At 71.1% G+C, this 22,225-nt stretch carries 17 protein-coding genes and 3 pseudogenes; 13 read left to right on the top strand and 7 right to left on the bottom strand.

Annotation, left to right across the window (positions count from 1 at the left end; all coding sequences use genetic code 11):
• The first annotated feature begins 250 nt into the window (after positions 1–250).
• The 6 genes from IEZ19_RS03260 (at position 251) to IEZ19_RS03285 (ending at position 6,264) form a co-directional block, all read left to right on the top strand.
• The gene (locus IEZ19_RS03260) at positions 251–1,609 is read left to right on the top strand and encodes an aromatic ring-hydroxylating oxygenase subunit alpha (RefSeq protein ID WP_189309402.1); all 1,359 of its coding nucleotides are present in this window, start codon (positions 251–253) and stop codon (positions 1,607–1,609) included.
• The gene (locus tag IEZ19_RS03265) at positions 1,606–3,303 is read left to right on the top strand and encodes an FAD-binding protein (protein WP_189309403.1); all 1,698 of its coding nucleotides are present in this window, start codon (positions 1,606–1,608) and stop codon (positions 3,301–3,303) included. Before IEZ19_RS03260 ends, IEZ19_RS03265 begins: the two co-directional genes overlap by 4 nt.
• A complete protein-coding gene (locus tag IEZ19_RS03270) occupies positions 3,296–4,297 on the top strand; it encodes a thiamine pyrophosphate-dependent dehydrogenase E1 component subunit alpha (protein ID WP_229839871.1) in 1,002 nt (333 codons plus the stop codon). Before IEZ19_RS03265 ends, IEZ19_RS03270 begins: the two co-directional genes overlap by 8 nt.
• Positions 4,294–5,304 (top strand): alpha-ketoacid dehydrogenase subunit beta, encoded by a 1,011-nt coding sequence (locus IEZ19_RS03275; RefSeq protein WP_189309404.1) that lies wholly within the window; start codon positions 4,294–4,296, stop codon positions 5,302–5,304. The genes IEZ19_RS03270 and IEZ19_RS03275 overlap by 4 nt, the downstream gene beginning before the upstream one ends.
• On the top strand, positions 5,301–5,543 hold the full coding sequence (locus IEZ19_RS03280) for a lipoyl domain-containing protein (protein WP_229839872.1): 243 nt from the start codon (positions 5,301–5,303) through the stop codon (positions 5,541–5,543). Before IEZ19_RS03275 ends, IEZ19_RS03280 begins: the two co-directional genes overlap by 4 nt.
• A gap of 67 nt (positions 5,544–5,610) precedes the next feature.
• Positions 5,611–6,264 (top strand): TetR/AcrR family transcriptional regulator, encoded by a 654-nt coding sequence (locus IEZ19_RS03285; RefSeq protein WP_189309405.1) that lies wholly within the window; start codon positions 5,611–5,613, stop codon positions 6,262–6,264.
• 144 nt (positions 6,265–6,408) lie between these two features.
• Here IEZ19_RS03285 and IEZ19_RS50380 read toward each other — a convergent pair.
• Positions 6,409–6,654, bottom strand: a pseudogene (locus IEZ19_RS50380) (integrase core domain-containing protein); the annotation flags it as partial.
• 216 nt (positions 6,655–6,870) lie between these two features.
• Between IEZ19_RS50380 and IEZ19_RS03290 the strand changes: the two are divergent.
• Complete coding sequence (locus IEZ19_RS03290) at positions 6,871–8,148, top strand: ATP-binding protein (protein WP_189309406.1); 1,278 nt, start codon at positions 6,871–6,873, stop codon at positions 8,146–8,148.
• A gap of 24 nt (positions 8,149–8,172) precedes the next feature.
• Here IEZ19_RS03290 and IEZ19_RS03295 read toward each other — a convergent pair whose 3' ends face one another.
• The 3 genes and pseudogenes from IEZ19_RS03295 to IEZ19_RS03305 form a co-directional block, all read right to left on the bottom strand.
• A complete protein-coding gene (locus IEZ19_RS03295) occupies positions 8,173–9,228 on the bottom strand; it encodes a maleylacetate reductase (RefSeq protein ID WP_189309407.1) in 1,056 nt (351 codons plus the stop codon).
• 98 nt (positions 9,229–9,326) lie between these two features.
• A pseudogene (locus IEZ19_RS03300) lies at positions 9,327–9,803 on the bottom strand (dioxygenase family protein); the annotation flags it as partial.
• 200 nt (positions 9,804–10,003) lie between these two features.
• The gene (locus IEZ19_RS03305; RefSeq protein ID WP_189309503.1) at positions 10,004–11,881 is read right to left on the bottom strand and encodes an ABC transporter ATP-binding protein; all 1,878 of its coding nucleotides are present in this window, start codon (positions 11,879–11,881) and stop codon (positions 10,004–10,006) included.
• 125 nt (positions 11,882–12,006) lie between these two features.
• On the opposite strand from IEZ19_RS03305, the gene IEZ19_RS03310 reads away from it, so the two are divergent.
• The 6 genes and pseudogenes from IEZ19_RS03310 to IEZ19_RS03335 all read left to right on the top strand — a co-directional run.
• Positions 12,007–12,984 carry a lysylphosphatidylglycerol synthase domain-containing protein gene (locus IEZ19_RS03310; RefSeq protein ID WP_229839873.1) on the top strand — a complete coding sequence of 326 codons (978 nt, stop codon included), beginning with the start codon at positions 12,007–12,009 and terminating at the stop codon, positions 12,982–12,984.
• Positions 12,985–13,374: 390 nt separating this feature from the next.
• The gene (locus IEZ19_RS03315; protein WP_189309408.1) at positions 13,375–14,139 is read left to right on the top strand and encodes a crotonase/enoyl-CoA hydratase family protein; all 765 of its coding nucleotides are present in this window, start codon (positions 13,375–13,377) and stop codon (positions 14,137–14,139) included.
• 203 nt (positions 14,140–14,342) lie between these two features.
• On the top strand, positions 14,343–15,440 hold the full coding sequence (locus IEZ19_RS03320) for a mechanosensitive ion channel family protein (RefSeq protein WP_189309409.1): 1,098 nt from the start codon (positions 14,343–14,345) through the stop codon (positions 15,438–15,440).
• A gap of 275 nt (positions 15,441–15,715) precedes the next feature.
• Positions 15,716–17,935 carry an NADP-dependent isocitrate dehydrogenase gene (locus IEZ19_RS03325; protein ID WP_189309410.1) on the top strand — a complete coding sequence of 740 codons (2,220 nt, stop codon included), beginning with the start codon at positions 15,716–15,718 and terminating at the stop codon, positions 17,933–17,935.
• Between the two features lie 226 nt (positions 17,936–18,161).
• The gene (locus IEZ19_RS03330; protein WP_189309411.1) at positions 18,162–18,968 is read left to right on the top strand and encodes an N-formylglutamate amidohydrolase; all 807 of its coding nucleotides are present in this window, start codon (positions 18,162–18,164) and stop codon (positions 18,966–18,968) included.
• Between the two features lie 106 nt (positions 18,969–19,074).
• Positions 19,075–19,496: pseudogene (locus tag IEZ19_RS03335) on the top strand (cytochrome P450 family protein); the annotation flags it as partial.
• Between the two features lie 25 nt (positions 19,497–19,521).
• Here IEZ19_RS03335 and IEZ19_RS03340 read toward each other — a convergent pair.
• The 3 genes from IEZ19_RS03340 to IEZ19_RS03350 are packed head-to-tail and all read right to left on the bottom strand — an operon-like array spanning position 19,522 to position 22,123.
• Entirely contained in the window at positions 19,522–20,037 is a 516-nt protein-coding gene (locus IEZ19_RS03340) for a hypothetical protein (protein ID WP_229839910.1), read from the bottom strand.
• 14 nt (positions 20,038–20,051) lie between these two features.
• On the bottom strand, positions 20,052–20,651 hold the full coding sequence (locus IEZ19_RS03345) for an RNA polymerase sigma factor (RefSeq protein ID WP_189309413.1): 600 nt from the start codon (positions 20,649–20,651) through the stop codon (positions 20,052–20,054).
• 35 nt (positions 20,652–20,686) lie between these two features.
• A complete protein-coding gene (locus IEZ19_RS03350; protein WP_189309414.1) occupies positions 20,687–22,123 on the bottom strand; it encodes a S8/S53 family peptidase in 1,437 nt (478 codons plus the stop codon).
• Positions 22,124–22,225 lie beyond the last annotated feature (102 nt).

Raw genomic sequence — 22,225 nt, forward strand, 5'->3', positions numbered from 1 at the left:
TCCGGGCGACCCCGGGTGGGCGAACGACAGGCGCGCACAGATCTAGGTCCGCGCCCCGCGGAGCCTCGATCCCGTGTGCGCGTGGATATTGACGAACATGCCAAGAGAGCAAACACTCTCTTGACATGTTGCTGGACCCAACGGGACACATGGAAGGGACACCAACGTGACAACAGTCGACCTCCCTGGCGCACAGGGGCAAGAGGTACACGGACAACCGGAGCAACCTCCCTTCCCGCCGGACTGCCCGGTGCGCGAGGACTTCGTCCCCAAGGACGACTACATCGACCCTCGCTACGTCCGGATCGAGAAGGAGCGGCTCTGGCCGGACGTTTGGCAAGTCGCCTGCCGGGAGGAGGAGATCCCCAACGCCGGTGACTTCGTCACGTTCGACATCGTCGACGAGTCGATCATCGTGATCCGCCTCGCCGACGGCTCCGTCAAGGCGTACTACAACGCATGCCAGCACCGCGGGCGCCGGCTCACCGAAGGCTGCGGCACCGCCCACCACTTCTTCTGCCAGTACCACGGCTGGCGCTGGAACCTGGACGGCACGGTGCGCGAGGTCGTGGACCGCGACGACTGGGGTGGCAGGCTCACCGACGACGAACTGCGCCTGAAGGAGCCCCGGGTGGACACCTGGGGCGGGTTCGTCTTCGTCACCATGAACCCGGACGCCGAACCGCTGCTGGACTATCTCGCTCCCCTCCCGGAGGTGTTCGACCCCTTCGAGTTCGAGAAGTTCCGCTACCGCTGGTACAAGACGGTCGTCCTGCCCTGCAACTGGAAGACCGCGCTCGAGGCCTTCAACGAGGGCTACCACGTCCAGACCACACACCCCCAGCTGCTGCGGTTCAACGACGACATGACGAACAGCAGCCGCTTCGGCAAGCACTCCACCTTCGCCGGGGCCGAGGACAACTGGCCGCTGGGTGCGCCCTCCCGACGGCTGGGCCAGCCGTTCCCCAAGGACCTGCGCCCGGGCGTGATCAGCTTCATCGAGTTGCTGGAGAACCAGCTGCGGGCGATCTGGACGCCCCGGGACCTGACGGCAGCGCGGCGCCTCGAGACTGAGCTGGACGAGAAGGACGGCGCGGACCCGGCACGGGTGCTGGGCGCTCTGATGGCGTTCTCCGCCGAGGAGGCGGAGAAGGACGGGGCCGGCTGGCCGAAGCTCACCGCCGAGAACCTGATCCGGGCCGGCCAGGACTGGCACATCTTCCCCAACCTGATCGTGCTGCCCTACCCCGACGGCGCTCTGTGGTACCGCGTCCGCCCCAACGGCGACGACCCCGACAGCTGCGTCTTCGACATCTGGTCCCTCATGCGATACGCCCCCGGTGCCGAGCCCCCGCTCAAGCGCGAGTTCTACACCGACTGGCGCGACCACGACGACTGGGGCCGCATCCTCGAGCAGGACTTCGAGAACCTCGACGCCGTCCAGCAGGGCATGAAGTCCCGCGGCTTCCCGGGGGCCCGGCCGAGCCCGCGCCAGGAGATGGCGATCAGCAACTTCCACCGGGTGCTGCACGAGTACTACTACCGGGCCGCCGACGCCGCGAGCACGACGCCGGAGCGCACCGCGAAGGACACGGAGGTGCGCCGATGACCGAGCATGAACCCGAAGCAGGCTGGGACGCTGTGGCCGACCTGGTGGTGGTGGGCAGCGGCGGCGGTTCACTGTGTGCGGCCCTCGTCGCCCGCCAGGGTGGTCTGGAGCCCCTCGTGATCGAGAAGACCGATGTGGTCGGCGGCTCCACGGCGATGTCCGGCGGTGTGCTCTGGCTGCCGGACAACCCGGTCTCACGCAGCGCAGGCGTCGAGGACAGTCCCCAGGACGCCCGCGCCTACTTCGCGTCGGCGGTCGGCGATGTCGGCCCGTCCACCTCCCCCGAGCGGGTGGAGGCCTTCCTGAACGCGGTCGAGCCGATGACCGGGTTCCTGATGGAACATGGTGTGCCATTCCGGCACTGCGAGGGCTACTCGGACTACTACGACGAGCTGCCGGGCGGCAAGGCACGCAGCCGCTCGCTGGAGACCGAGCTCTTCAATCTGCGCCAACTCGGCCCTTGGCGCGAGAAGTTCCGTGCGCGCATGGACATGCCTCCGATCCCGCTGTACACCGGCGAGGTCTCGCCGATGTCCCTGGGGCCCCGCTCCCTGCGTGGGGCGGCCACGGTGGCGAAGCTGGCCGGACGGATGATCGCCGCCAAGCTGACCGGCCGTGAGATGCGGGGAACGGGCGCGGCCCTGCAGGGCTGGATGCTGCAGGCCGCGCTGCGGGCCGAGGTGCCGATCTGGACCGGCACACCCGTCGTGGACCTGATCGTCGAGGACGGCAAGGTCCTGGGTGTCGAGGTGGAGCGGGACGGGCGCAGGGTCCGGGTCCGAGCACGTGCCGGCGTGCTGCTGAACTCGGGCGGCTTCTCCCACAACGCGGCCATGCGGGAGAAGTACGGGCCCTCCCCCGCCTCCGCCGAATGGACCTCTGCCAACGAGGGCGACACCGGCGAGGTGATCGAGGCCGCGATGCGGCACGGCGCCGCCGTGGACCTGATGGAGGAGGCCTGGTGGATCCCCTCCTCGGTCCTGCCCGACGGCAGCCCGCTGTTCGCGGTGTACGAGCGCTCCAAGCCGTTCTCCATGCTCGTTGACGCCACCGGTTCGCGGTACGTCAACGAGGCCGCCTCCTACATGGAGGTGGGCCAGGCGATGTACGCGCGGCACAAGGAAGTGGGGGCCGTGCCGAGCTGGTTCATCATGGACGCGCGCCACCGCGGGCGCTACATGTGGGGCACCAGCCCCGGCGGCATCACCCCGCGCAAGTGGATCGAATCCGGCTACATGAAGAAGGCCGACACCCTCGAGGGCCTGGCTGAGCAGTGCGGAATCGACCCGGCCGGGCTGCGCGCCACGGTGGACCGCTACAACGCCTCGGCCCTCGACGGCAGGGACCCCGAGTTCCACAAGGGCGAGCGTGCCTACGACCGTTACTACGGCGACCACCGGGTCAAGCCCAACCCCTGTGTGGCACCGGTCGAGAAGGCACCTTTCTACGCCGTCGCCCTCTACCCCGGTGACGTCGGTACCGCGGGGGGTCTGCTGACGGACGAACACGGCCGGGTGCTGCGGGACGGCGGCGAACCGATCCCCGGCCTGTACGCCACGGGCAACTGCACCGCATCCGTCATGGGCCGTACCTATCCGGGCGCGGGCGCCAGCATCGCCGCGTCATTCGTCTTCGGCTGGCTGGCCACCCACCACATGATCGACAACACAGCTAGGAGCAAGTCCGTTGCCTGAGACCACACCCTCCGCGGGCGCACCCGCGGAGCACCCACTGGTCCGGATCTACCGCACCGCGGCACTCATCCACCGCGTCGACGAGCGCATGCGCGGCATGCTCACCTCCGGCGAACTCGCCGCCGCCTACTACTCCCCCCGCGGCCAGGAAGTTCTCGCGGCGACCCTCGCCCACAGCGGAGTGACCAGCGACGACTACCTGGTCACCACCTACCGCGGCATCCACGACCAGATCGCCAAGGGCATGCCGCTGGACGAACTGATCGCGGAGATCTTCGGCAAGGCCACCGGCTCCTGCAAGGGCAAGGGCGGCCCCATGCACGTCACCCACCCCGACAGCGGGGTGATGGTCACCACCGGCATCGTCGGCAGTGGAATGCCGATCGCCGTCGGACTGGCCACATCATCCAGCATCCGCAAGGACGGCCGGGTGACCGTGGTCTGCTTCGGCGACGGCGCCAGCAATATCGGCGCCTTCCACGAGTCACTCAACCTGGCCTCCCTGTGGAAGCTGCCGGTCATCTTCGTCTGCCAGAACAACCTGTACGCCGAGTCCACCGCCTACGCCAACGGCACCACCGCCGAACACATAGCGGACCGCGCGGCCGGCTACGGCATGCCCGGCGTGACCGTGAACGGCAACGACCCCGAGGCCGCCCTCGACGCCTTCACCGAGGCCCTTGACCGGGCCAGGGCCGGCGAGGGCCCCACCCTGGTCGAAGCGGTCACCTACCGCTTCATGGGTCATTACTTCGGCGACCCCGGCACCTACATGGACCGTGCCCAGTACGAGGCCGCGCTGGCCGCGGACCCCGTTCCCGCGCTGCGCGCGCTGCTCCGCGAACGCGGTCTGGCCGACGAGGAACAGCTGAGCGCCATGGAGCAGGAGATCGCCGGCCAGGTCGAGCACGCGATCGCCTTCGCCTCCGACAGCCCCTACCCCGGTGCGGACGAACTGCGCCTCGACATCTACCGTGAGCAGGTGCCCGCATGACCGACCGGACCGTGCGCAAGGAGCGCGCCAGGAAGATAACGTTCCAGCAGGCCTGCACCATCGCCCTGGACGAGGCGATGGCGGCCGACGACACGGTCTTCCTGCTCGGCGAGGACGTTGCCGACCGCGAGGGCGGCGGCACCTTCAAGGTGACCTCGGGTCTGTCCACCAAGTACGGAACCGACCGGGTTCGGTCCACCCCGATATCCGAGCAGGCCATCGTGGGCACCGCCGTCGGCGCTGCGGTGGCCGGCATGCGCCCGGTCGCCGAGATCATGCTGATGAACTTCATCACGCTGGGACTGGACCAACTGGTCAACCATGCCGCCAAGTTGAGGTTCATGTCGGGGGGACGCACCGGTGTCCCGCTGACCGTGCGCACGGCCACCGGCGCCGGAGGAGGCACCGGAGGCCAGCACTCGGACATGCTGGAGGCCTGGCTCGCGCACGTGCCCGGGCTCAAGGTGGTCGTCCCCTCCTCCCCTGCCGAGGCCAAGGGCCTGCTGCTGTCCAGCGTGCTGGACGACGACCCCTGCGTGGTCGTCGAGCACACCCAGCTCTACTGGACCAAGGGCGAGGCCCCTGAGCCCGGGCTGCGCATCCCTCTCGGCAAGGCCAACATCGCCCGCCAGGGCTCCGACGTATCCGTCATCACCTACGGACGGCCCGTCGGCCAAGTGCTCGAGCTCGCCGAGAAACTGGCCGGCGAGGGCATCGATGTCGAGGTCGTCGACCTGCGCACGATCTCGCCGCTGGACGAGCGCACCGTCCTGGAGTCGGTGGCCAAGACTCGCCGCGCCGTCATCGTCCACGAGGCGGTCGGCCAGTTCGGGGTGGGAGCGGAAGTGTCCGCCCGCATCAGCGAGGAGCTTCACGGACAGCTCGCGGCGCCGGTGGTCCGGGTGACCTCGGCGAACGCCCCAGTGCCTTTCTCCAAGCCTTTGGAAGACAAGTACCTCTACCAGATCTCCGACGTGGAGAGCGCGATCAGAAAGTCGATGGCATGAGCGTGACCGTCCTCGTCAAACTCCCCAAGCTCGGACTGACCATGCAGGAGGGAGAGCTGGTGGACTGGCTGGTCTCGGACGGAGACACCGTGGAGGCCGGTCAGCCGATCTACCTGCTGGGCACCGACAAGGTGGAGCACGAGATCGACTCCCCGGCCGCGGGCACCATCCGGCTGATAGGCGAAGTCGAGACCAAGTACCAGGTCGGAGACGTTCTGGCGAAGATCGCACCTGCCTGACAGCGGGGAAGCCGGTGCCGTCCGGTCCGCCCACCGGGCGGACCGGACCCCCGCATAGCATGAGCGCATGACTGGACGCACCGCACCCGGCACCGGGGCCCTCGGCCGAGGCCGGACTCGTCGCAGCAGCGCCACCGTGCGTGCGGATCTGCTGCACGCGGCCCGTCAGGTCTTCGGTGAACGCGGTTACGCGGGCGCCCGCACCCGCGAGATCGCAGAGCGTGCCAACGCCACCGAGCAGATGATGTACCGGCACTTCCGCACCAAGGAAGAGCTGTTCCAGCAGTCGGTCTTCGAACCCTTCACCCAGGTGGTGGCCATTTTCCTCACAGAGTTCGAGGAACGCTCGGAACGTGGCCTGAGCGACGAGCAGCTGGCCCGCGACTACGTCACCATGCTCTTCACCTTCCTGCGGGAGAACCGCCGCGACCTCCTCACCCTGCTCACCATGCGCGCACACCACCCGGAACTGTTCTCCGAGGGCCCACTGGACCGGCTGTTCCCCGCCCTCGAGGAAGCAGTCGCCTCCGGCCGGCGGGACCACGACCAGGAGACCACAAACGCCAGGCTGACCGTGCGGCTCACATTCGGTATGGTGCTGTCGGCCGCCGTACTGGACGAGCTGCTCCTCGGGCTGGACGCTGACCAGGAGAACAGTCCGCTGCTGGACGAACTCACCGAGTACGTCCTGGCCGGCGTCATGGGACGCACCGGGCAGTGAACGGGCCTCGCCGACGGCTTGACGGATTACCCGGCCGTCCAGGACGGAGCGAAGGGTTATTTCCTGCTCTCGCAGTCGGTGCGGACGGACATCAGTCGTACAGGGGCCAGTACAGGGGCCTTGACCCTGAGTCCAGGACACTGGTTATGAGGCTGGTGCCAGCGTCGTTGATGTCGTTTCGGACGCTGTCTCGTAAGCGATCGGGCTGCGATGTCCGAGGCGGGAGTGACAACGTCGGGTGTTGTAGCGGTGCAGCCAGCGGAACGCGTCGAGGCGGGCTTCGCGCTAGCTGGACCAGTGCCTGCGATCTTGGAGCGTCTCGCGTTTGAACGTGGCGTTGAAGGACTCGGCGAGTGCGTTGTCCGCCGAGCTGCCGATCGCGCTCATGGACTATGGACCGCTCCTGGGTTTCGGCTCCCTGCCTGCTCCTGCAGGTCAAAGCCTACCGTCAGCGTACAGCGGCCGCTTCCGGGCGGCTAGGCCCGGGCTCAACTCCCGTAGGCGGAACGGCCGGTGTCCCGCCCCGCCCGCGCGGGCGTCCGCTGCGCTCGCCGCCCCGCGCCCCCGCGGGGACAATGGCAGACCCGGGACCCGTGAGGTGATGCTATGCCCGCATGGCATCTGCGTGACTATCGTGATGACGATCTCGATCAGGCTGTTCAGATCTGGGACGAGAGCCGGCGGGGCGACGAGAGTCCCGTCTTTCCCGTGTCCGAGGTGATGGCGGAGGCGCGGGTCGGGCAGACGGCCGTCGTCGCCGTGGTCGGGGACGAGCTGGTGGGGATGGCCGTGGCACAGGCACACGGCCGCCGGGGGTGGGTCCTGCTGATGGCGCTCGCCTCACGGTGGCGTGAACGTGGCATCGGCAGTGCGCTCCTCGCCGAGCTGGAGCGGCGGCTGAGGGCGCTGGGCGTGCGCCGTATCAGTGCTCTGCTGCCGGGCGCCGCCGCCGGGACCAAGGCCCTCGAGAACTGCGGCTACCAGTCCCGCGACGACCTGATCTACTACGAGAAGCTCGAACCGCACGAGCCCTCCAACACGGCGGTTCTGGCCGATCTCGGCGGGCGCATGATGCCCGAGGGGCTGTGGGACGCCATGGCCGGGATGGAGCAGGAGAAGCAGGTCGTCGAACGCCGTGTCGTGCTTCCGCTGGCCGAGCCGACGCTGGCCGACCGGTACGGCGTCGCCCCGCCGAAGGCGGTCATCCTCTTCGGCCCGCCCGGCACCGGGAAGACCAGCTTCGCCAAGGCCGTGGCCTCGCGGCTCGGCTGGCCCTTCGTCGAACTCTTCCCGTCCCGGCTCGCGGCCGCCACGAACGACGGGCTCGCCGCGGCACTGCGTGAGGCGTTCGCGGACCTCGCGGCACTGGACTCGGTGGTGCTGTTCATCGACGAGGTCGAGGAGATCGCCGGTGTGCGGTCCGGGAAGGCGGTCGACCCCGGGCACGGGGTGACCAACGAACTGCTGAAACTCATCCCGGGCTTCCGCGAGCACGACGCCCGGCTGCTGACGTGCGCCACCAACTCCGTACGGTCTCTCGATCCGGCCTTCCTGCGGCCGGGCCGGTTCGACTACGTCATCCCTATCGGACCGCCCGACGACACCGCCCGCGCGGCGATCTGGACCCGGTATCTCAGGGCGGCCGCGGGCTCGGTGGATCTGGCCCGGCTGGTCGCGGCCAGTGAGCTGTTCACCCCGGCCGACATCGAGTTCGCGGCCCGCAAGGCCGCGCAGTTGGCGTTCGAGCACGAGGTCGCCCATCGCGAGGGCCGGCCCGCCACCACCGAGGACTACCTCAGCGCCATCGCCGACACCCGGCCCACCCTCACCGCCCGCGCGATCGACGAGTTCACCGAGGACATCGAGCAGTACAGCCGCCTCTGAACGCCTGAGCGCCCTCCCGGCCGGCTACCAGGCCGCCTCCAGGAGACCCAGCAGCGCAACCGCGTCCGGACGGCGCGGGTTCGGGTACGGCTCCGCCGCGATCCGCTCGGCGATCGTGCGCAGACCGTCACGTGGTACCCCCAGCTCATGGAGCGTCGTCGGGCCGTCGTGGCCGCGGGCCAGACGGCCGACCGCCTCCACCGGGTCTCCCCCGGTGACACGGCTCAGGCGCGCGGCGGCCTTCGGTGCCGCCGGGAGGTTGAAGGCGAGGACGTGGGCCAGGAGCAGGGCGTGGAGTTCCGCGTGCGGCAGGTCGAAGGTGCCGCCGAGGGCGTGGGCGAGCTGGTGGTGCAGGCCCATGCGGGTCCGGGCCAGGCACAGGCCCGCCAGCCAGGCGCACTCCTGGAGCCGTTCGCGGCCGGGTAGCGCGGTGGGGTCGGCCAGCACCGCCGGGAGCGCGGTCAGGATGCCGTCGGCCGCCTCGGTCGCCAGGGCGTCGGTGGCGGCGGTCGCGTCCGGCGCCCACAGTGCCTCGACCGCGTGCGCCAGGGCGTTCAGGGCGCTGGTGCGGGTGAGCCCCGGCGGCATCGTCAGGGTGAGGTCCGGATCGTAGACGACCGTGCCCGGCGCGATGGCCGGGTCGCGGCGCGTCGTCTTCACTCCGTCGCGGGTCTCGCCCAGTACCGGCGTCACCTCGGATCCGGCGTACGTCGTCGGTACGGCGATCTGCGGCAGGCCGGTGCGCACGGACAGAGCCTTGGCGAGGCCGACGGCCGAGCCGCCGCCGAGCGCCACCAGGCTGTCGGCGTTCCGCTCGCGGAGGATCTCCAGCGCCTCTTCGGTGACCGTCACCGGCGTGTGCACGACGGGGCGGTCGACGAGCGCCGCCAGGCGGAGGCCGAGGGCGGCGGCGAGTTCGTCGGCGGCCGGCTTCGCCGACCGGGTCGACACGAGCAGGACCCGCCGCGAGCCGAGGCGTTCGGTCTCCTCGGGGATCGCGTGGCGTGCTCCGCGGCCCACGAGGACCCGGGAGGGCAGGGTCTCGTGCACGGTCACGTGCTCGGTGACGGGCTCGGACATGGTGGGCACCTCCGGTGGCTCGGTGGGGGGCCTGCGGCGGGGTCAGCGGGACGCCGACAAGCAGCAGTTCGTCGAGCACCATCTTCGCGGACGTTCGATCACGGCCGGCCACCTCGCTGGACGGTGATGGGGAAGTCGACGTGGCGGAAGGGGTTGGGCAGCCCGTGCTCGGCGGCCAGGGCCGGGTCGTCGACCTGCGCGAACGTACGGATCAGGCTCTCCTTGACGCCGAAGACCGCGTCGGAGTCCAGGTACGGCGACCCGGCGACGAAGAGGTGCGTGGTGAGGGTGCGGACGCCGGGCGCGGAGATCTCGACGTGGATGTGGGCCGCGCGGTTGGGGTGGCGTCCGGTCGCCTTCAGCAGGCCGCCGACCGGGCCGTCCGCGGGGATGGGGTAGTGGCGCGGCACGATGGTGCGGAACCGGAAGCGGCCCTCGTCGTCGGCGGTGAACAGGCCACGCAGATTGCGGTCCGGGACCTCGCCGGGCCGCTGGACGTCGTAGTAGCCGTCCGCGTCGGCCTGCCACACGTCGACGCTCGCGCCCGCGACCGGGTTGCCGTCGGCGAGCGAGACGACAGCGGGGAGTGGTCTGGCCATCTGCGGCGGCCTTTCGCGTGGGGGGAGCCGGAGAGCAGGCCCAACACACCCGTGTCTCCTGGGTGTTGAGTGCATCCGGAGTCTTTGTTTAAGGCGTGAAGTTAAAGGTCCGGACCACTGGCGTCAAGGGGGTGGGAGGGGGCGGGCCGCAACCCACCCCCTCCCACCCCTGGGGCTCAGGCCGCCGCCACCTCGCCGTCCCGTTCGGCGAACTGCGTGCGGTGCAGCTCCGCGTACCGGCCGCCCGCCGCGAGGAGTTCGTCGTGGGTGCCCCGTTCCACGATCCGGCCGTCCTCGACCACCAGGATCAGATCCGCGGCCCGGACCGTGGACAGCCGGTGCGCGATCACGACCGCGGTCCGCCCCTCCAGCGCCTCGGCGAGCGCCTCCTGAACGGCCGCCTCCGACGTGTTGTCCAGGTGCGCGGTGGCCTCGTCGAGGATGACGACACGCTGCCGGGCCAGCAGCAGCCGGGCGATCGTCATGCGCTGGCGCTCGCCCCCGGAGAGGCGGTAGCCGCGTTCGCCGACCACCGTGTCCAGGCCGTCGGGCAGGGACCGTACGACCTCCTCGAGGCGGGCCCGGGTCAGCGCGGCCCACAGCTCGTCGTCGCTCGCCGAGGGACGGGCCAGCAGCAGGTTGGCGCGGACGGTGTCGTGGAACAGATGGCCGTCCTGCGTGACCATGCCGAGAGTGGCCCGCAGCGACGCGGCGCTCAGGTCACGGACGTCGGTGCCGCCGATGCGGACGGCGCCCGCGTCGACGTCGTACAGGCGCGGCAGCAGTCCGGCGATCGTCGACTTCCCGGCGCCCGACGAGCCGACGAGCGCGACCGTCTCGCCGGGTTCGGCGCGGAAGGAGATGCCGTGCAGGACCTCGGCGCCGCCACGGGTGTCGAGGGTGGCGACCTCCTCGAGCGAGGCCAGGGAGACCTTGTCGGCGGACGGGTAGCCGAAGCGGACGTCCTCGAACTCCACCGCGACCGGGCCCTCGGGCAGCTCGCGCGCGTCGGGCTTCTCGGTGATGAGCGGTGTCAGGTCGAGCACCTCGAAGACGCGCTCGAAGCTGACCAGCGCGCTCATCACCTCGACGCGGGCCCCGGCGAGCGCGGTCAGCGGCGCGTACAGCCGGGTCAGCAGCAGCGCCAGCGACACGACGGCGCCCGCCTCCAGGGTGCCGCGCAGCGCGAACCAGCCGCCGAGCCCGTAGACCAGGGCGAGGGCCAGGGAGGACACCAGGGTCAGGGCGGTGATGAACGCGGACTGGGCGGTGGCCGTGCGGATACCGATGTCCCGGACGCGGGCGGCGCGGGCCGCGAACTCCGCCGACTCCTCGTCGGGGCGGCCGAACAGCTTCACCAGGGTGGCGCCGGGGGCGGAGAAGCGCTCGGTCATCCGGGTGCCCATCGCGGCGTTGAGCGCGGCCGCCTCCCGCTGCATCCGCGCCATCCGGCTGCCCATCCGGCGGGCCGGGATCACGAACACCGGCAGCAGTACCAGGGCGAGCAGGGTGATCTGCCAGGACAGGGTGAGCATGACGGCGAGGGTGAGCAGCAGTGTGACGAAGTTGCTCACGACCCCGGAGAGGGTGTTACTGAAGGCGCGCTGCGCGCCGATGACGTCGTTGTTGAGTCGGGAGACGAGCGCCCCTGTACGGGTACGTGTGAAAAAGGCGACCGGCATCCGCTGCACATGATCGAACACGGCCGTTCTCAGATCGAGGATGAGTCCCTCCCCGAGCGTCGCCGAGAGCCGGCGCGAGAGGATGCCGAGGGCCGCCTCCGCGACCGCGAGCACGGCGATGAGCACCGCGAGCCGCACGACCGTACCCTCGTCACCGTGCGACACGATCGTGTCCACTACGCGGCCGGCCAGCACGGGCGTGGCGACGGCGAGCAGCGCGGTGATCACCCCGAGGAGCACGAAGTGGATGATGCGGCGGCGGTGCGGGCGGGCGAAGGCGGCGATGCGGCGCAGTGTCGCGCGGGCGAACGGGCGGCGCTCCTGCTGGGCGGTCATGACGCTGTGCAACTGTGTCCACGCTGTGGTCTCCATGCTCATGGAAAGAACGTAGAACCTCGAGCGTCGTTGAGGTCAACGTGCGACCGCTTCCGATCTGTAAACAGCCGTCCCGTATCCCGCAACCCGCTGTTGGTACGGCGCGGAAAACCTCTCCGAACGTGACAGCGGTACGACTCCCCGACTCCGGCCCGGGACGGCGGCTCCTGCGGCGCCTGCCCGTGCGCCCGATCCTGTGCCTGCTCCCGGTCGCGCTCGTCGCCGTGATCGCGGCGCAGCACTGGCCCGTGCTCAGCGAGGGCTTCCGGCACCTGCGGGAGGCCGACTGGCCCTGGCTGCTGGCGGCAGCCGCCGCGACCTGCCTGACCTGGGTCGCGGCCGCCTTCACCCGGCAGGGCGCGGTCATGGAACGGCTCCCCCGGCGCCGGCTGCTGGCCACCCAGCTGGCGGCGGGCGCCGCCAATCATCTGCTGCCGACCGGGCTGGGCGCCGGCGCGGTCAATCTGCGGTTCATGACGGTGTGCGGGGTGCCGCTGGCCCGGTCCTCGGCCGCGCTCGCGCTGTTTCTGCTCGCCGAGTCGGTCGCCCGCGTGGGCATGCTGGCCGTGCTGCTCACCGTGTTCCCGCACGCGCTGCGGTTCGGCAGCCTGCTGCCCGACGGCGTGGGCGGGCCGCTGCTGGCCGGCGTCGGCGTGGCCGCGGCCGTGGCGGCCGCCGTTCTGCTGCTCGTACGGCGGCTGCGGACGGCCGTGTTCTCCTTCCTGCGCACCGCGTTCGGCGAGGCGCGCCTGGTGCACACCCGGCCGGCGCGGGCACTCGCCCTGTGGGGCGGTTCGCTGGCCTTCCCCGCGCTCCAGGCGGCGGGGCTGGTCCTGGTGGGCCTCGCCCTGGGGCTGCCGGTGCCGCCCGCACACATGGCCGTCGCCTATCTGGCCGCGACGGTCGCCGTGGCCGTGGTGCCGACGCCGGGCGGGCTCGGCTCCGTGGAGGCGGCGCTGGTCGTTGCGCTGGTGGCGGCAGGCAGTCCGGTGGCGGTGGCGACGGCTGTGGTGCTCGCCTACCGCATCATCACGGTCTGGCTGCCGCTCGTACCTGGGGCGCTCACGCTGGGCGCGCTGGTGCGGCTGAAGGTCATCTGACCGCGCCCGCGCGCACGACACGGCGGCCCCTCGGTCGGTCGTCCGCAGCACCGGATGGCACGGCGACTCCTCGGTCCGTCATCCGTCCGACCGGACGGCACAGCGACTCCTCGGTCAGGTCGCCGCCCGACCGGACGGCACAGTGACCCGTCGGTCAGGTCGCCCGCCCGACCGGACGGCACAGCGACTCCTCAGTCAGGTCACCCGCCCGACCGGACGGCACAGTGACCCGTCGGTCAGGTCGCCCGCCCAACCGGATGGCACAGTGGCTCCTCGATCAGGTCGCCCGCCCGACCGGACGGCACAGTGACCCGTCGGTCAGGTCGCCCGCCCGACCGGATGGCACAGTGGCTCCTCGGTCCGTCGTCCGTCCGAGGAGAGGAGCCGGCCATGCCGGTCCGGCTGGAGCACCAGGAGCATGTCACCACGGTCGTGCTGTCCCGTCCCGAGGTCCGCAACGCCGTGGACGGCCCGACGGCCGCCGAACTCGCTGCCGCCTTCCGGGCGTTCGAGGCCGACGACAACGCCCGTGTGGCGGTGCTGTGGGGCGAGGGCGGCACGTTCTGCGCGGGCGCGGACCTGAAGGCGATGGGGTCCGATCGCGGCAACCGGGTCACCGAGGACGGCGACGGCCCGATGGGGCCGACCCGGCTGCGGCTGTCCAAGCCGGTGATCGCCGCGGTCTCCGGGCACGCCGTCGCCGGCGGCCTGGAGCTGGCCCTGTGGTGCGATCTGCGGGTCGTGGAGGAGGACGCGGTCTTCGGCGTGTTCTGCCGCCGCTGGGGCGTGCCGCTCATCGACGGCGGCACGGTACGGCTGCCCCGGCTGATCGGCACCAGTCGCGCGCTGGACATGATCCTCACGGGCCGCCCGGTACCGGCGCGCGAGGCCTACGAGATGGGCCTGGCCAACCGCGTCGTCCCGACCGGCAGCGCCCGCGCCGAGGCCGAGGAACTGGCCGCGGCGATCGCACAATTCCCACAGGCGTGTCTGCGCGGCGACCGGGCCTCGGTGCTGGAGCAGGACGGCCTGGCCGAGCAGGCGGCGCTGCGGGGCGAACTCCGCCATGGAATGGGCGTGTTGGCGGAAGGTCTGGAAGGCGCGGCACGCTTCGCCGGGGGCGCGGGCCGGCACGGTTCCTTCACGGACGTGTGAGTCGCGCGGGCTCGACCGCACCCGCCTGGGCACGAACTCACGTTCCCGTACGGCAGGATGAGCCGTCGCGGCCGGTCGTCGACGCGTCGTACGACCGGCCCGACCGCACATCCCGGCAACGAGCAGGTGACACACGTGACGAGACTCCACATCCGGCCGTCGGCGGCGCAGCACGCCGCACTTCGTCTCCCCGGAGGTGACCGGTGAACCGCGCTCTCACCCTGGACGACCTGATCCTCGCCGGCATCGCGGTGGCGGCCGGACTGGTGGCGGCCTTCCTGTCGCGGTCGCTGCTGCGCTGGCTGGCCAAACATGCCAAGCGCACCCGCTGGAGCGGCGACGACGTCATCGTGGACGCGCTGCGGACCGCCGTCCCGTGGGGGGCGATCGCGGCCGGCGGTGCCGCCGCGGCGGCGGTGCTGCCGCTGACCCGGACCGTGCAGCACCACACCAACCAGACGCTCGAGGTGCTGCTGATCTTCGCCGTGACGGTGTCGGCGGCCCGGGTGATCGCCGGGCTGGTGCAGTCCGTCACCCACTCCCGCTCCGGTGTCGCCGGATCGGCCACGATCTTCGTCAACATCACCCGGGTCCTGGTGATGGCGATCGGCTTCCTGGTCGTGCTGCAGACGCTGGGCATCTCCATAGCGCCCCTGCTGACCGCACTGGGCGTCGGTGGTCTGGCCGTCGCCCTTGCCCTCCAGGACACCCTCGCCAACCTGTTCGCGGGCATCCACATCCTCGCGTCCAAGACCGTCCAGCCCGGCGACTACATCCGGCTGAGCAGCGGTGAGGAGGGTTATGTCGTGGACATCAACTGGCGCCAGACCACGGTCCGCCAGCTCTCCAACAACCTGGTCGTCGTCCCCAACGGGGAGCTCGCCAAGACCAACATGACCAACTTCACGCGCCCCGAGCAGCGGTTGACGGTCCTGGTGCAGGTCGGCGTGAGCTACGACAGCGATCTGGACCAGGTCGAGCGCGTGACGTCCGAGGTGGTCACCGAGGTGATGACCGAGATCACCGGCGCCGTCCCGGACCACGAGCCCGCTATCCGCTTCCACACCTTCGGCGACTCCCGCATCGGCTTCACGGTGATTCTGGGTGTCGGCGAGTTCAGCGACCAGTACCGGATCAAGCACGAATTCATCAAGCGCTTGCACCGCCGCTACCGCGAGGAGGGCATCCGCATCCCCTCCCCGGCCCGCACGGTGGCGCTCCAGCAGGGCACGGTGGTGATCCCGCAGCAGCGGGCCGCCGAGAACGAGCGGGACGACACGGGCGCCACGCACCGCGACTGACGCGGGCTCGACCCCGAGGACCGGCCGCGCGGGAGCCGGCAGAGCCGGCCTCGCAGCGGACACGGACCGGCTCGCGCGCCCCGCGCGGGCCGGTCCCGTTCCGGCCGATGGGTGGCGGTTTGCCGGTTTGTCCACGGAACGTGCCGGCCCCGCAGCGCACGCGTCCGAGCAACCCCGTCCCGCGATCTTCCGAGTCGCGGACCCCTGTCGAACCGGGGTCGGTCACGAGATATCTTGATGTCGAGCAATGTTGCAGACGTGGAGCGGAGCACCCGGTGACTGACTCGACCATCTTCTACACCTACACAGACGAGGCCCCGGCCCTGGCGACGCATTCGTTCCTGCCGGTGGTCCAGGCGTACGCCTCGCAGGCCGGTGTCGCCGTGGAGACCCGCGACATCTCGCTGGCGGGCCGCATCATCGCCGTCTTCCCCGAGTACCTGAAGGAAGACCAGCGCATCGCCGACGCCCTCTCCGAGCTGGGCGAGCTGGCCAAGACGCCCGAGGCCAACATCGTCAAGCTGCCGAACATCTCGGCGTCGATCCCGCAGCTGAAGGCCGCCGTCGCCGAGCTCCAGGGCAAGGGCTACGCGCTGCCGGACTACCCGGACGACCCGAAGACCGACGAGGAGCGCGAGATCCGCGCCCGCTACGACAAGATCAAGGGCTCCGCCGTCAACCCGGTCCTGCGCGAGGGCAACTCCGACCGCCGCGCCCCCGCCTCGGTCAAGAACTACGCCAAGACCCACCCGCACCGCATGGGCGCCTGGACCTCCGAGTCCAAGACCAATGTGGCGACGATGAGCGAGAACGACTTCGCCTCCACCGAGAAGTCCGCGGTCATCGCCGCCGACGGCGCGCTCCGCATCGAGCTGGTCGGCGAGGACGGCACCACCACGGTGCTGCGCGAGTCCGTGCCGGTCCTCAAGGACGAGGTCGTCGACGCCTCCGTGATGCGCGCCGCCGCGCTCAACGAGTTCCTCGCCGCCCAGGTCGCCCGCGCCAAGGCCGAGGACGTCCTGTTCTCCGTGCACCTGAAGGCCACGATGATGAAGGTCTCCGACCCGATCATCTTCGGCCACGTGGTGCGCACGTTCTTCCCGAAGACGTTCGAGCAGTACGGCGCGACGCTGGCCGCCGCCGGCCTGTCCCCGAACGACGGTATGGGCGCCATCCTCAAGGGCCTCGACTCCCTGCCCGAGGGCGACGCGATCAAGGCGTCCTTCGACGACGAGGTCACCGCCGGCCCGCGGCTGGCGATGGTCGACTCCGACAAGGGCATCAGCAACCTGCACGTCCCGTCGGACGTCATCGTCGACGCCTCCATGCCGGCCATGATCCGCACCTCCGGCCACATGTGGGGCCCGGACGGCCAGGAGCACGACACCCTCGCGGTGCTGCCGGACCACAGCTACTCCGGCGTCTACCAGGCCGTGATCGACGACTGCCGCGCCAACGGCGCCTTCGACCCGGCCACCATGGGCTCCGTCCCGAACGTGGGCCTCATGGCGCAGAAGGCCGAGGAGTACGGCTCCCACGACAAGACCTTCGAGATCCCGGTCCCGGGCACGGTCCGCCTGGTCGACCAGGACGGCACCGTCGTCCTGGAGCAGCCGGTCGCCGCCGGTGACATCTTCCGCTCCTCCCAGACCAAGGACGCCCCGATCCGCGACTGGGTCAAGCTGGCCGTCACCCGCGCCCGCGCCACCGGTGACCCGGCCGTCTTCTGGCTGGACGAGAACCGCGGTCACGACGCCGTGATCATCGAGAAGGTCAAGCGCTACCTGCCGGAGCACGACACCGAGGGCCTGGACATCAGGATCCTCTCCCCGATCGAGGCGACGAAGCTGTCGATCGAGCGCATCCGCCGCGGCGAGAACACCATCTCCGTGACCGGCAACGTGCTGCGCGACTACCTGACCGACCTGTTCCCGATCCTGGAGCTGGGCACCAGCGCCAAGATGCTGTCGGTCGTCCCGCTGATGGCGGGCGGCGGCCTGTTCGAGACGGGCGCCGGCGGCTCCGCGCCGAAGCACGTCCAGCAGCTGGTCAGGGAGAACTACCTGCGCTGGGACTCGCTGGGTGAGTTCTTCGCCCTGGTGCCGTCCTTCGAGCAGTACGCCAAGACCACGGGCAACGCCCGCGCCCAGGTCCTCGCCGACACCCTGGACCGGGCGACGGCGACCTTCCTGAACGAGAACAAGTCGCCGACCCGTCGCGTGGGCGGCATCGACAACCGCGGCAGCCACTTCTACCTGTCCCTGTACTGGGCGCAGGAGCTTGCGGCGCAGACCGAGGACGCGGACCTGGCCAAGGCCCTCGCCCCGCTCGCCGAGACCCTCGCCGCGAACGAGCAGAAGATCGTCGAGGAACTGCTCGCCGTGCAGGGCTCCCCGGCCGACATCGGCGGCTACTACAAGCCGGAGAAGGCCAAGGCGGACGCGGTGATGCGCCCGTCGGCCACCTGGAACGAGGCCCTCGCGTCGCTGAGCTGACGCCCACGGCCCACTGAGAGATGCCTCCGCCCCCGCCGGGCGGGGGCATCTTCGCGTGCGGGGCCGGGATTCCTCATCCGGACGGAGCGAATCGCCACTCTCGTCCGGGAGTTGCCGACGCCGCACGTCACCGCCGACGGTGGAGATGCTCCGGGGCGAGCAGGTCGGTCGATGTGGCACCTTTGATCCTGCACCACGCCACTGACGACGCCCCGGGAGAAGCCCCATGGCCCCAGCCGCAACGCCCTTCGAGCTTCTGCCCGGTGCCGAGGACTCCCCGGTGATCCTGCATGTGCCGCACTCCGCGCGCAGGATCCCGGACGCGGTGCGCGCGGGGATCGTCCTGGACACCGCCTCGCTGGAACGGGAGCTGGACCACATCACCGACGCGCACACCGCACGGATCGCGGAGGCCGCCGCCCGGCTGGCCCGGCTCAGGCCCTGGCGGTTCGTGAACCGGATGTCGCGGCTGGTCGTCGATCCCGAGCGGTTCCCCGACGAACGGGAGGAGATGCTCGCCGTGGGGATGGGCGCCGTATACACGCGGACCACGCACGGCGAGCCGCTGCGGCCCGCGGACACCGATCCCGAGCCGCTGCTCGAACAGTACTTCCGGCCGTACGCCCAGGCCATGACCGAGGCGGTGCGGGCAAGGCTCGACGCGACCGGCCGGGCCGTCGTGATCGACATCCACTCCTATCCGACGAAGCGGCTGCCCTACGAGCTGCACGGCGCGGGCCCGCGGCCGGCCGTGTGCATCGGCACGGACGCCTTCCACACCCCGGAGAAGCTGGCCGGCCTGGCCCGCGAGGCGTTCGCCCGGTGCGGGGAGACGGGACTCGACAGCCCCTTCGCCGGGGCGTACGTACCTCTCGAGTTCTACGGCACGGACGCCAGGGTCGGCGCGCTCATGGTGGAGATCCGCCGGAACACGTACATGAGCGAGCCCGGCGGTCCGGCCGGGCCGGGAGTGTCCCGGCTCGCCTCCGCCCTGGCCGCCCTGGTCGACGGAGTCGACGGCGCCGCCCACTGACCTCCGGCGGAGCACCCGGCAGGACAGGCGCGGGTTCCTCCCCAGGGCGGTGGTCCTGACGGAGGACATGGCACCCTCACCCACATCACCGTGCAGATGCCCCTCGCTGCCCACCCGGCCCGGGTTGACGGCCCGGCCGCTCACCCGGCCCGAGAGCCGCGGCGCCGTCCTCGACGAGCTGCTGCCCCGCATCCCGCACCGCAGCGCGGTCGGCCTGGCCCGGATCGCCCTGGAGGACGTGGAGCCACGGGACGGCCGGAGGGCGCAGGCGAGCGCCGCGAAGCGCGAGCCCGAGGTCTTCACCGACCCGGACCGCATCGCCCCGGACAGCGCCCCGCGTCCGCACCTCGCCTTCGGCCACGGTCCGCGCCACTGCACCGGTGCCCTCCTCGGCCGGCTGCCGAGCTGCAAGTCGGCACGCTGCCGGAGCGGTTGCCCGGGCTGCGCCTGGCCGTCCCGGTCCACGAGGTGGCCTGGCGTCGCGGGACGATGATCCGCGGCCCGCGGGCCCTGTCCGTCACCTGGTGACGGACGGCAGGGTCCGCGGCCGGGCTCAGGCCCGCAGCCACTCCGTGACGATCACGTCGCCGCCGGTCCGCAGGCGCAGCGCGAACGGCCCGGACGGCGGTGTGTCGCTGGTGAAGCGGCCCAGCGTGTCGACCGGGACCGGGGCCGCCGCCTGCGGGCCGCCGAGCACCTCGATCCGGGCCGACTGTGGCGGCAGCACCTGTCCCATCAGGCCCTGGCCGGTGACCTCGACGTCCACGGTCAGCTCGCCCGCGCGGAAGGTGAGCATCCGCGGCACGTCCGTCGCTCCACGCACCGGCAGCGCGTCCACCAGGGAGTCGAAGGTCAGCTCGGCGACCTTGGCGTCCAGGTCGTGCAAGGCATAGGCCTCGACGGCCAGTCGCCGCAGCTCGGCCGGTACGGGATCCAGGACGGCGGCCGCGCGGCGCAGCTCCTCCTCCAGCAGCCCGGCGTCGAACTCCGCGTCGACGAAGGCCTCTTCGACGCCCTCGTCCCCTTCGGCCCCGTCGTCGGGGAACCGGGCCCCGTTCATGTCGTTCATGTCGCTCATGTCCCTCACACCGCCCCCCGTGCGTCCAGTCGTGCCCGCAGCCGTCGCAGACAGCGCTGGCGCAGCGGGCCGATGCTGCCCACCGCGATGCCCAGCGCCGCGGACGCCTCGACATAGCTCGGCGGCGGAGTGGCCATCAGGACCCGCAGCAACTGACGGCAGCGCTCGCCCAGTTCCTCGAACTCCTGCCACAGCCGCCGGATCCGCTCGGACTCGGCCGCGGCCTCCTCCGAGTCGATCACCGTCTGCTCCGGCGTACGGTCCTCGCTGACCCGGTCGAGCACCTGCGGATCGTCCGTCGGCATCAGCCGTGCCAGCGCCTTGATGACCTTCAGGCACTCGTGCCGCGTCGTGCTCGCCAGCCAGGACCCGGCCTTCTCCGGCTCCCGGATCCGGCCGAGGTGCTGCGCGAAGCGGAACCACACGGTCTGGTACACCTCGTGCCCGTCGGCGTCGGACAGCCGGTGCGCGCGCACCACCGACCACACCAGCGGGCTCAGCCCCTCCACCAGCGCCTTCCAGGCAGCCGCGTCACCGTCGACCGCGGCCCTGACCAGCGCGCCGACCTCTGTTCGGTCCACGGCCCCACCCCTCGTGTACGGCATGACATCGTACGCCGTGGAGGGGGCAGCTCCGGCCCTCACGCCTCAGGACCGAGTCGCACGACCGGGACCGGGCGCCAGGTGGCCGGCCTGAGCGCCGGCACGTGGGCCCCACGCACCTCGGCGAACCCGGTGTTGATCTCCAGCAGTTGCCTGCGTGCCGCGCGCGGGTCGGACTCCTTGTGCGCCGTCATGTGGGCGGCGACGTGACCGGCGGCGAGCGGGGTCGCGAACGAGGTGCCGCTCCACTGCGCGAAGCCCTCGAACATCACCTGGTCGGGCTTGCCGGCGGTGGCCTCCCGCGCCTCGCTCAACACACCGGTGTGCCGCGGGGACTGGCAGGTGCAGGCGTAGGTGAAGCCGAAGCGGCAAGCGTCGTAGGTGGAGTGCTGGTACACGTACGGCACGGGCGCCTCGAAGCCGGTGAGGGCGCTGGTGAGGCGCTCTCCGGGGGCGTACACCCGCACCCAGGGGCCGTGGTTGCTGAAGCAGGCGCCGAACTCGCCGTCGCCGCGCAGCGCGCCGACCGACAGCACGGCGTCCTCGTAGCCGGGCAGGGTGGCGTAGGCCGCGGGCCAGAACGGCGTGGCGCTGGCGTTGTTGCCGGCCGCGGCCACCAGCAGGGTGTTCTGGTCGCGCAGTTCGCTCATGAAGGCGTCGAGGCCGAGCAGTCCGTCGGTGCGGCCGTTGGAGGTGCCCGCGGAGAGGCTGATGATGTCGGGCCAGCCGTCCCGGTCGACGGCCTCGAAGAGCTTCCCGCCGAACTCGGACTCCAGGATCGCCCCGGCGTCGTTGAGCGTGTTGCGTACGGTGACGTCGGTGTTGGGCGCGACGGCGGCGACCAGCCCGGCGATGAACGTGCCGTGTCCGACGTACTGCCGGAGGACGCCCTGGTCGTCGGTCTCGCGGATCTGCGCGTCGCCCCGGGTGTGGGCGAGCAGTGCGTAGGAGCCGTGGTCGTGCATCAGGCCGGTGTCGACGACGAGGACACCGACGGCGGTGTCCGGATCGTAACCGGCCTCGGCCGCGGCCGGGTTGGGCTGCTCGGAACTCGGAGCGGGGACCGGCTCGTCACCGGGGCAGGCGTTGACCGCGATCGACACCACGTGGTTGCGGCTGGCCAGCCGGCGTCCCCGACGGCCTTCCGCCTCCCGCAGGGCACGCAGCGCGCGCCCGACGGCCGGGTCACCGCTGCGGTCGCCCTGCCCCGGGTCGCCGACCTGGATCCGGGTGACGCCGGTCCGGTTGGTCTCCGGGCTCACCCGTCGCACATGGTCCGCGACCAGGTCGGGAGCCGTGGTGAAGTGGGCGCGCACGGTCTCCTCGACGACCTGTGCCTCCTCGCCGTCGCGGGCGAGGACGACGCCCTTCTCATAGATGAACTCGGCCGAGTCGTCGGGCCCCATCGCCAGGGGGACGTCGGACAGCGAGCGCTGGATCTGGTCGAACTGCTCGTGGAATCGCTGTGGTGCCATGGGGTGTCCTCCCACTGGGGCGGCGGTCGTCAATCAGAGCCTCGGAGCGTCCCGTTGATACAGCCGCGACGGGCCGTGCCAAACCCGTGTGACGCAAATCCC

Source organism: Streptomyces brasiliensis (assembly GCF_014647875.1).
GTDB lineage: Bacteria > Actinomycetota > Actinomycetes > Streptomycetales > Streptomycetaceae > Streptomyces > Streptomyces brasiliensis.

Excerpts from the sequence above, each read along its gene's own strand:
- IEZ19_RS03275 (WP_189309404.1), top strand. The coding sequence starts at position 4,294 with ATGACCGACCGGACCGTGCGCAAGGAGCGCGCCAGGAAGATAACGTTC.
- IEZ19_RS03305 (WP_189309503.1), bottom strand. The coding sequence starts at position 11,881 with ATGGAGACCACAGCGTGGACACAGTTGCACAGCGTCATGACCGCCCAG.
- IEZ19_RS03345 (WP_189309413.1), bottom strand. The coding sequence starts at position 20,651 with ATGCCGTACACGAGGGGTGGGGCCGTGGACCGAACAGAGGTCGGCGCG.
- IEZ19_RS03285 (WP_189309405.1), top strand. The coding sequence starts at position 5,611 with ATGACTGGACGCACCGCACCCGGCACCGGGGCCCTCGGCCGAGGCCGG.
- IEZ19_RS03265 (WP_189309403.1), top strand. The coding sequence starts at position 1,606 with ATGACCGAGCATGAACCCGAAGCAGGCTGGGACGCTGTGGCCGACCTG.
- IEZ19_RS03295 (WP_189309407.1), bottom strand. The coding sequence starts at position 9,228 with ATGTCCGAGCCCGTCACCGAGCACGTGACCGTGCACGAGACCCTGCCC.
- IEZ19_RS03350 (WP_189309414.1), bottom strand. The coding sequence starts at position 22,123 with ATGGCACCACAGCGATTCCACGAGCAGTTCGACCAGATCCAGCGCTCG.
- IEZ19_RS03340 (WP_229839910.1), bottom strand. The coding sequence starts at position 20,037 with ATGAACGACATGAACGGGGCCCGGTTCCCCGACGACGGGGCCGAAGGG.
- IEZ19_RS03280 (WP_229839872.1), top strand. The coding sequence starts at position 5,301 with ATGAGCGTGACCGTCCTCGTCAAACTCCCCAAGCTCGGACTGACCATG.
- IEZ19_RS03290 (WP_189309406.1), top strand. The coding sequence starts at position 6,871 with ATGCCCGCATGGCATCTGCGTGACTATCGTGATGACGATCTCGATCAG.
- IEZ19_RS03330 (WP_189309411.1), top strand. The coding sequence starts at position 18,162 with ATGGCCCCAGCCGCAACGCCCTTCGAGCTTCTGCCCGGTGCCGAGGAC.
- IEZ19_RS03315 (WP_189309408.1), top strand. The coding sequence starts at position 13,375 with ATGCCGGTCCGGCTGGAGCACCAGGAGCATGTCACCACGGTCGTGCTG.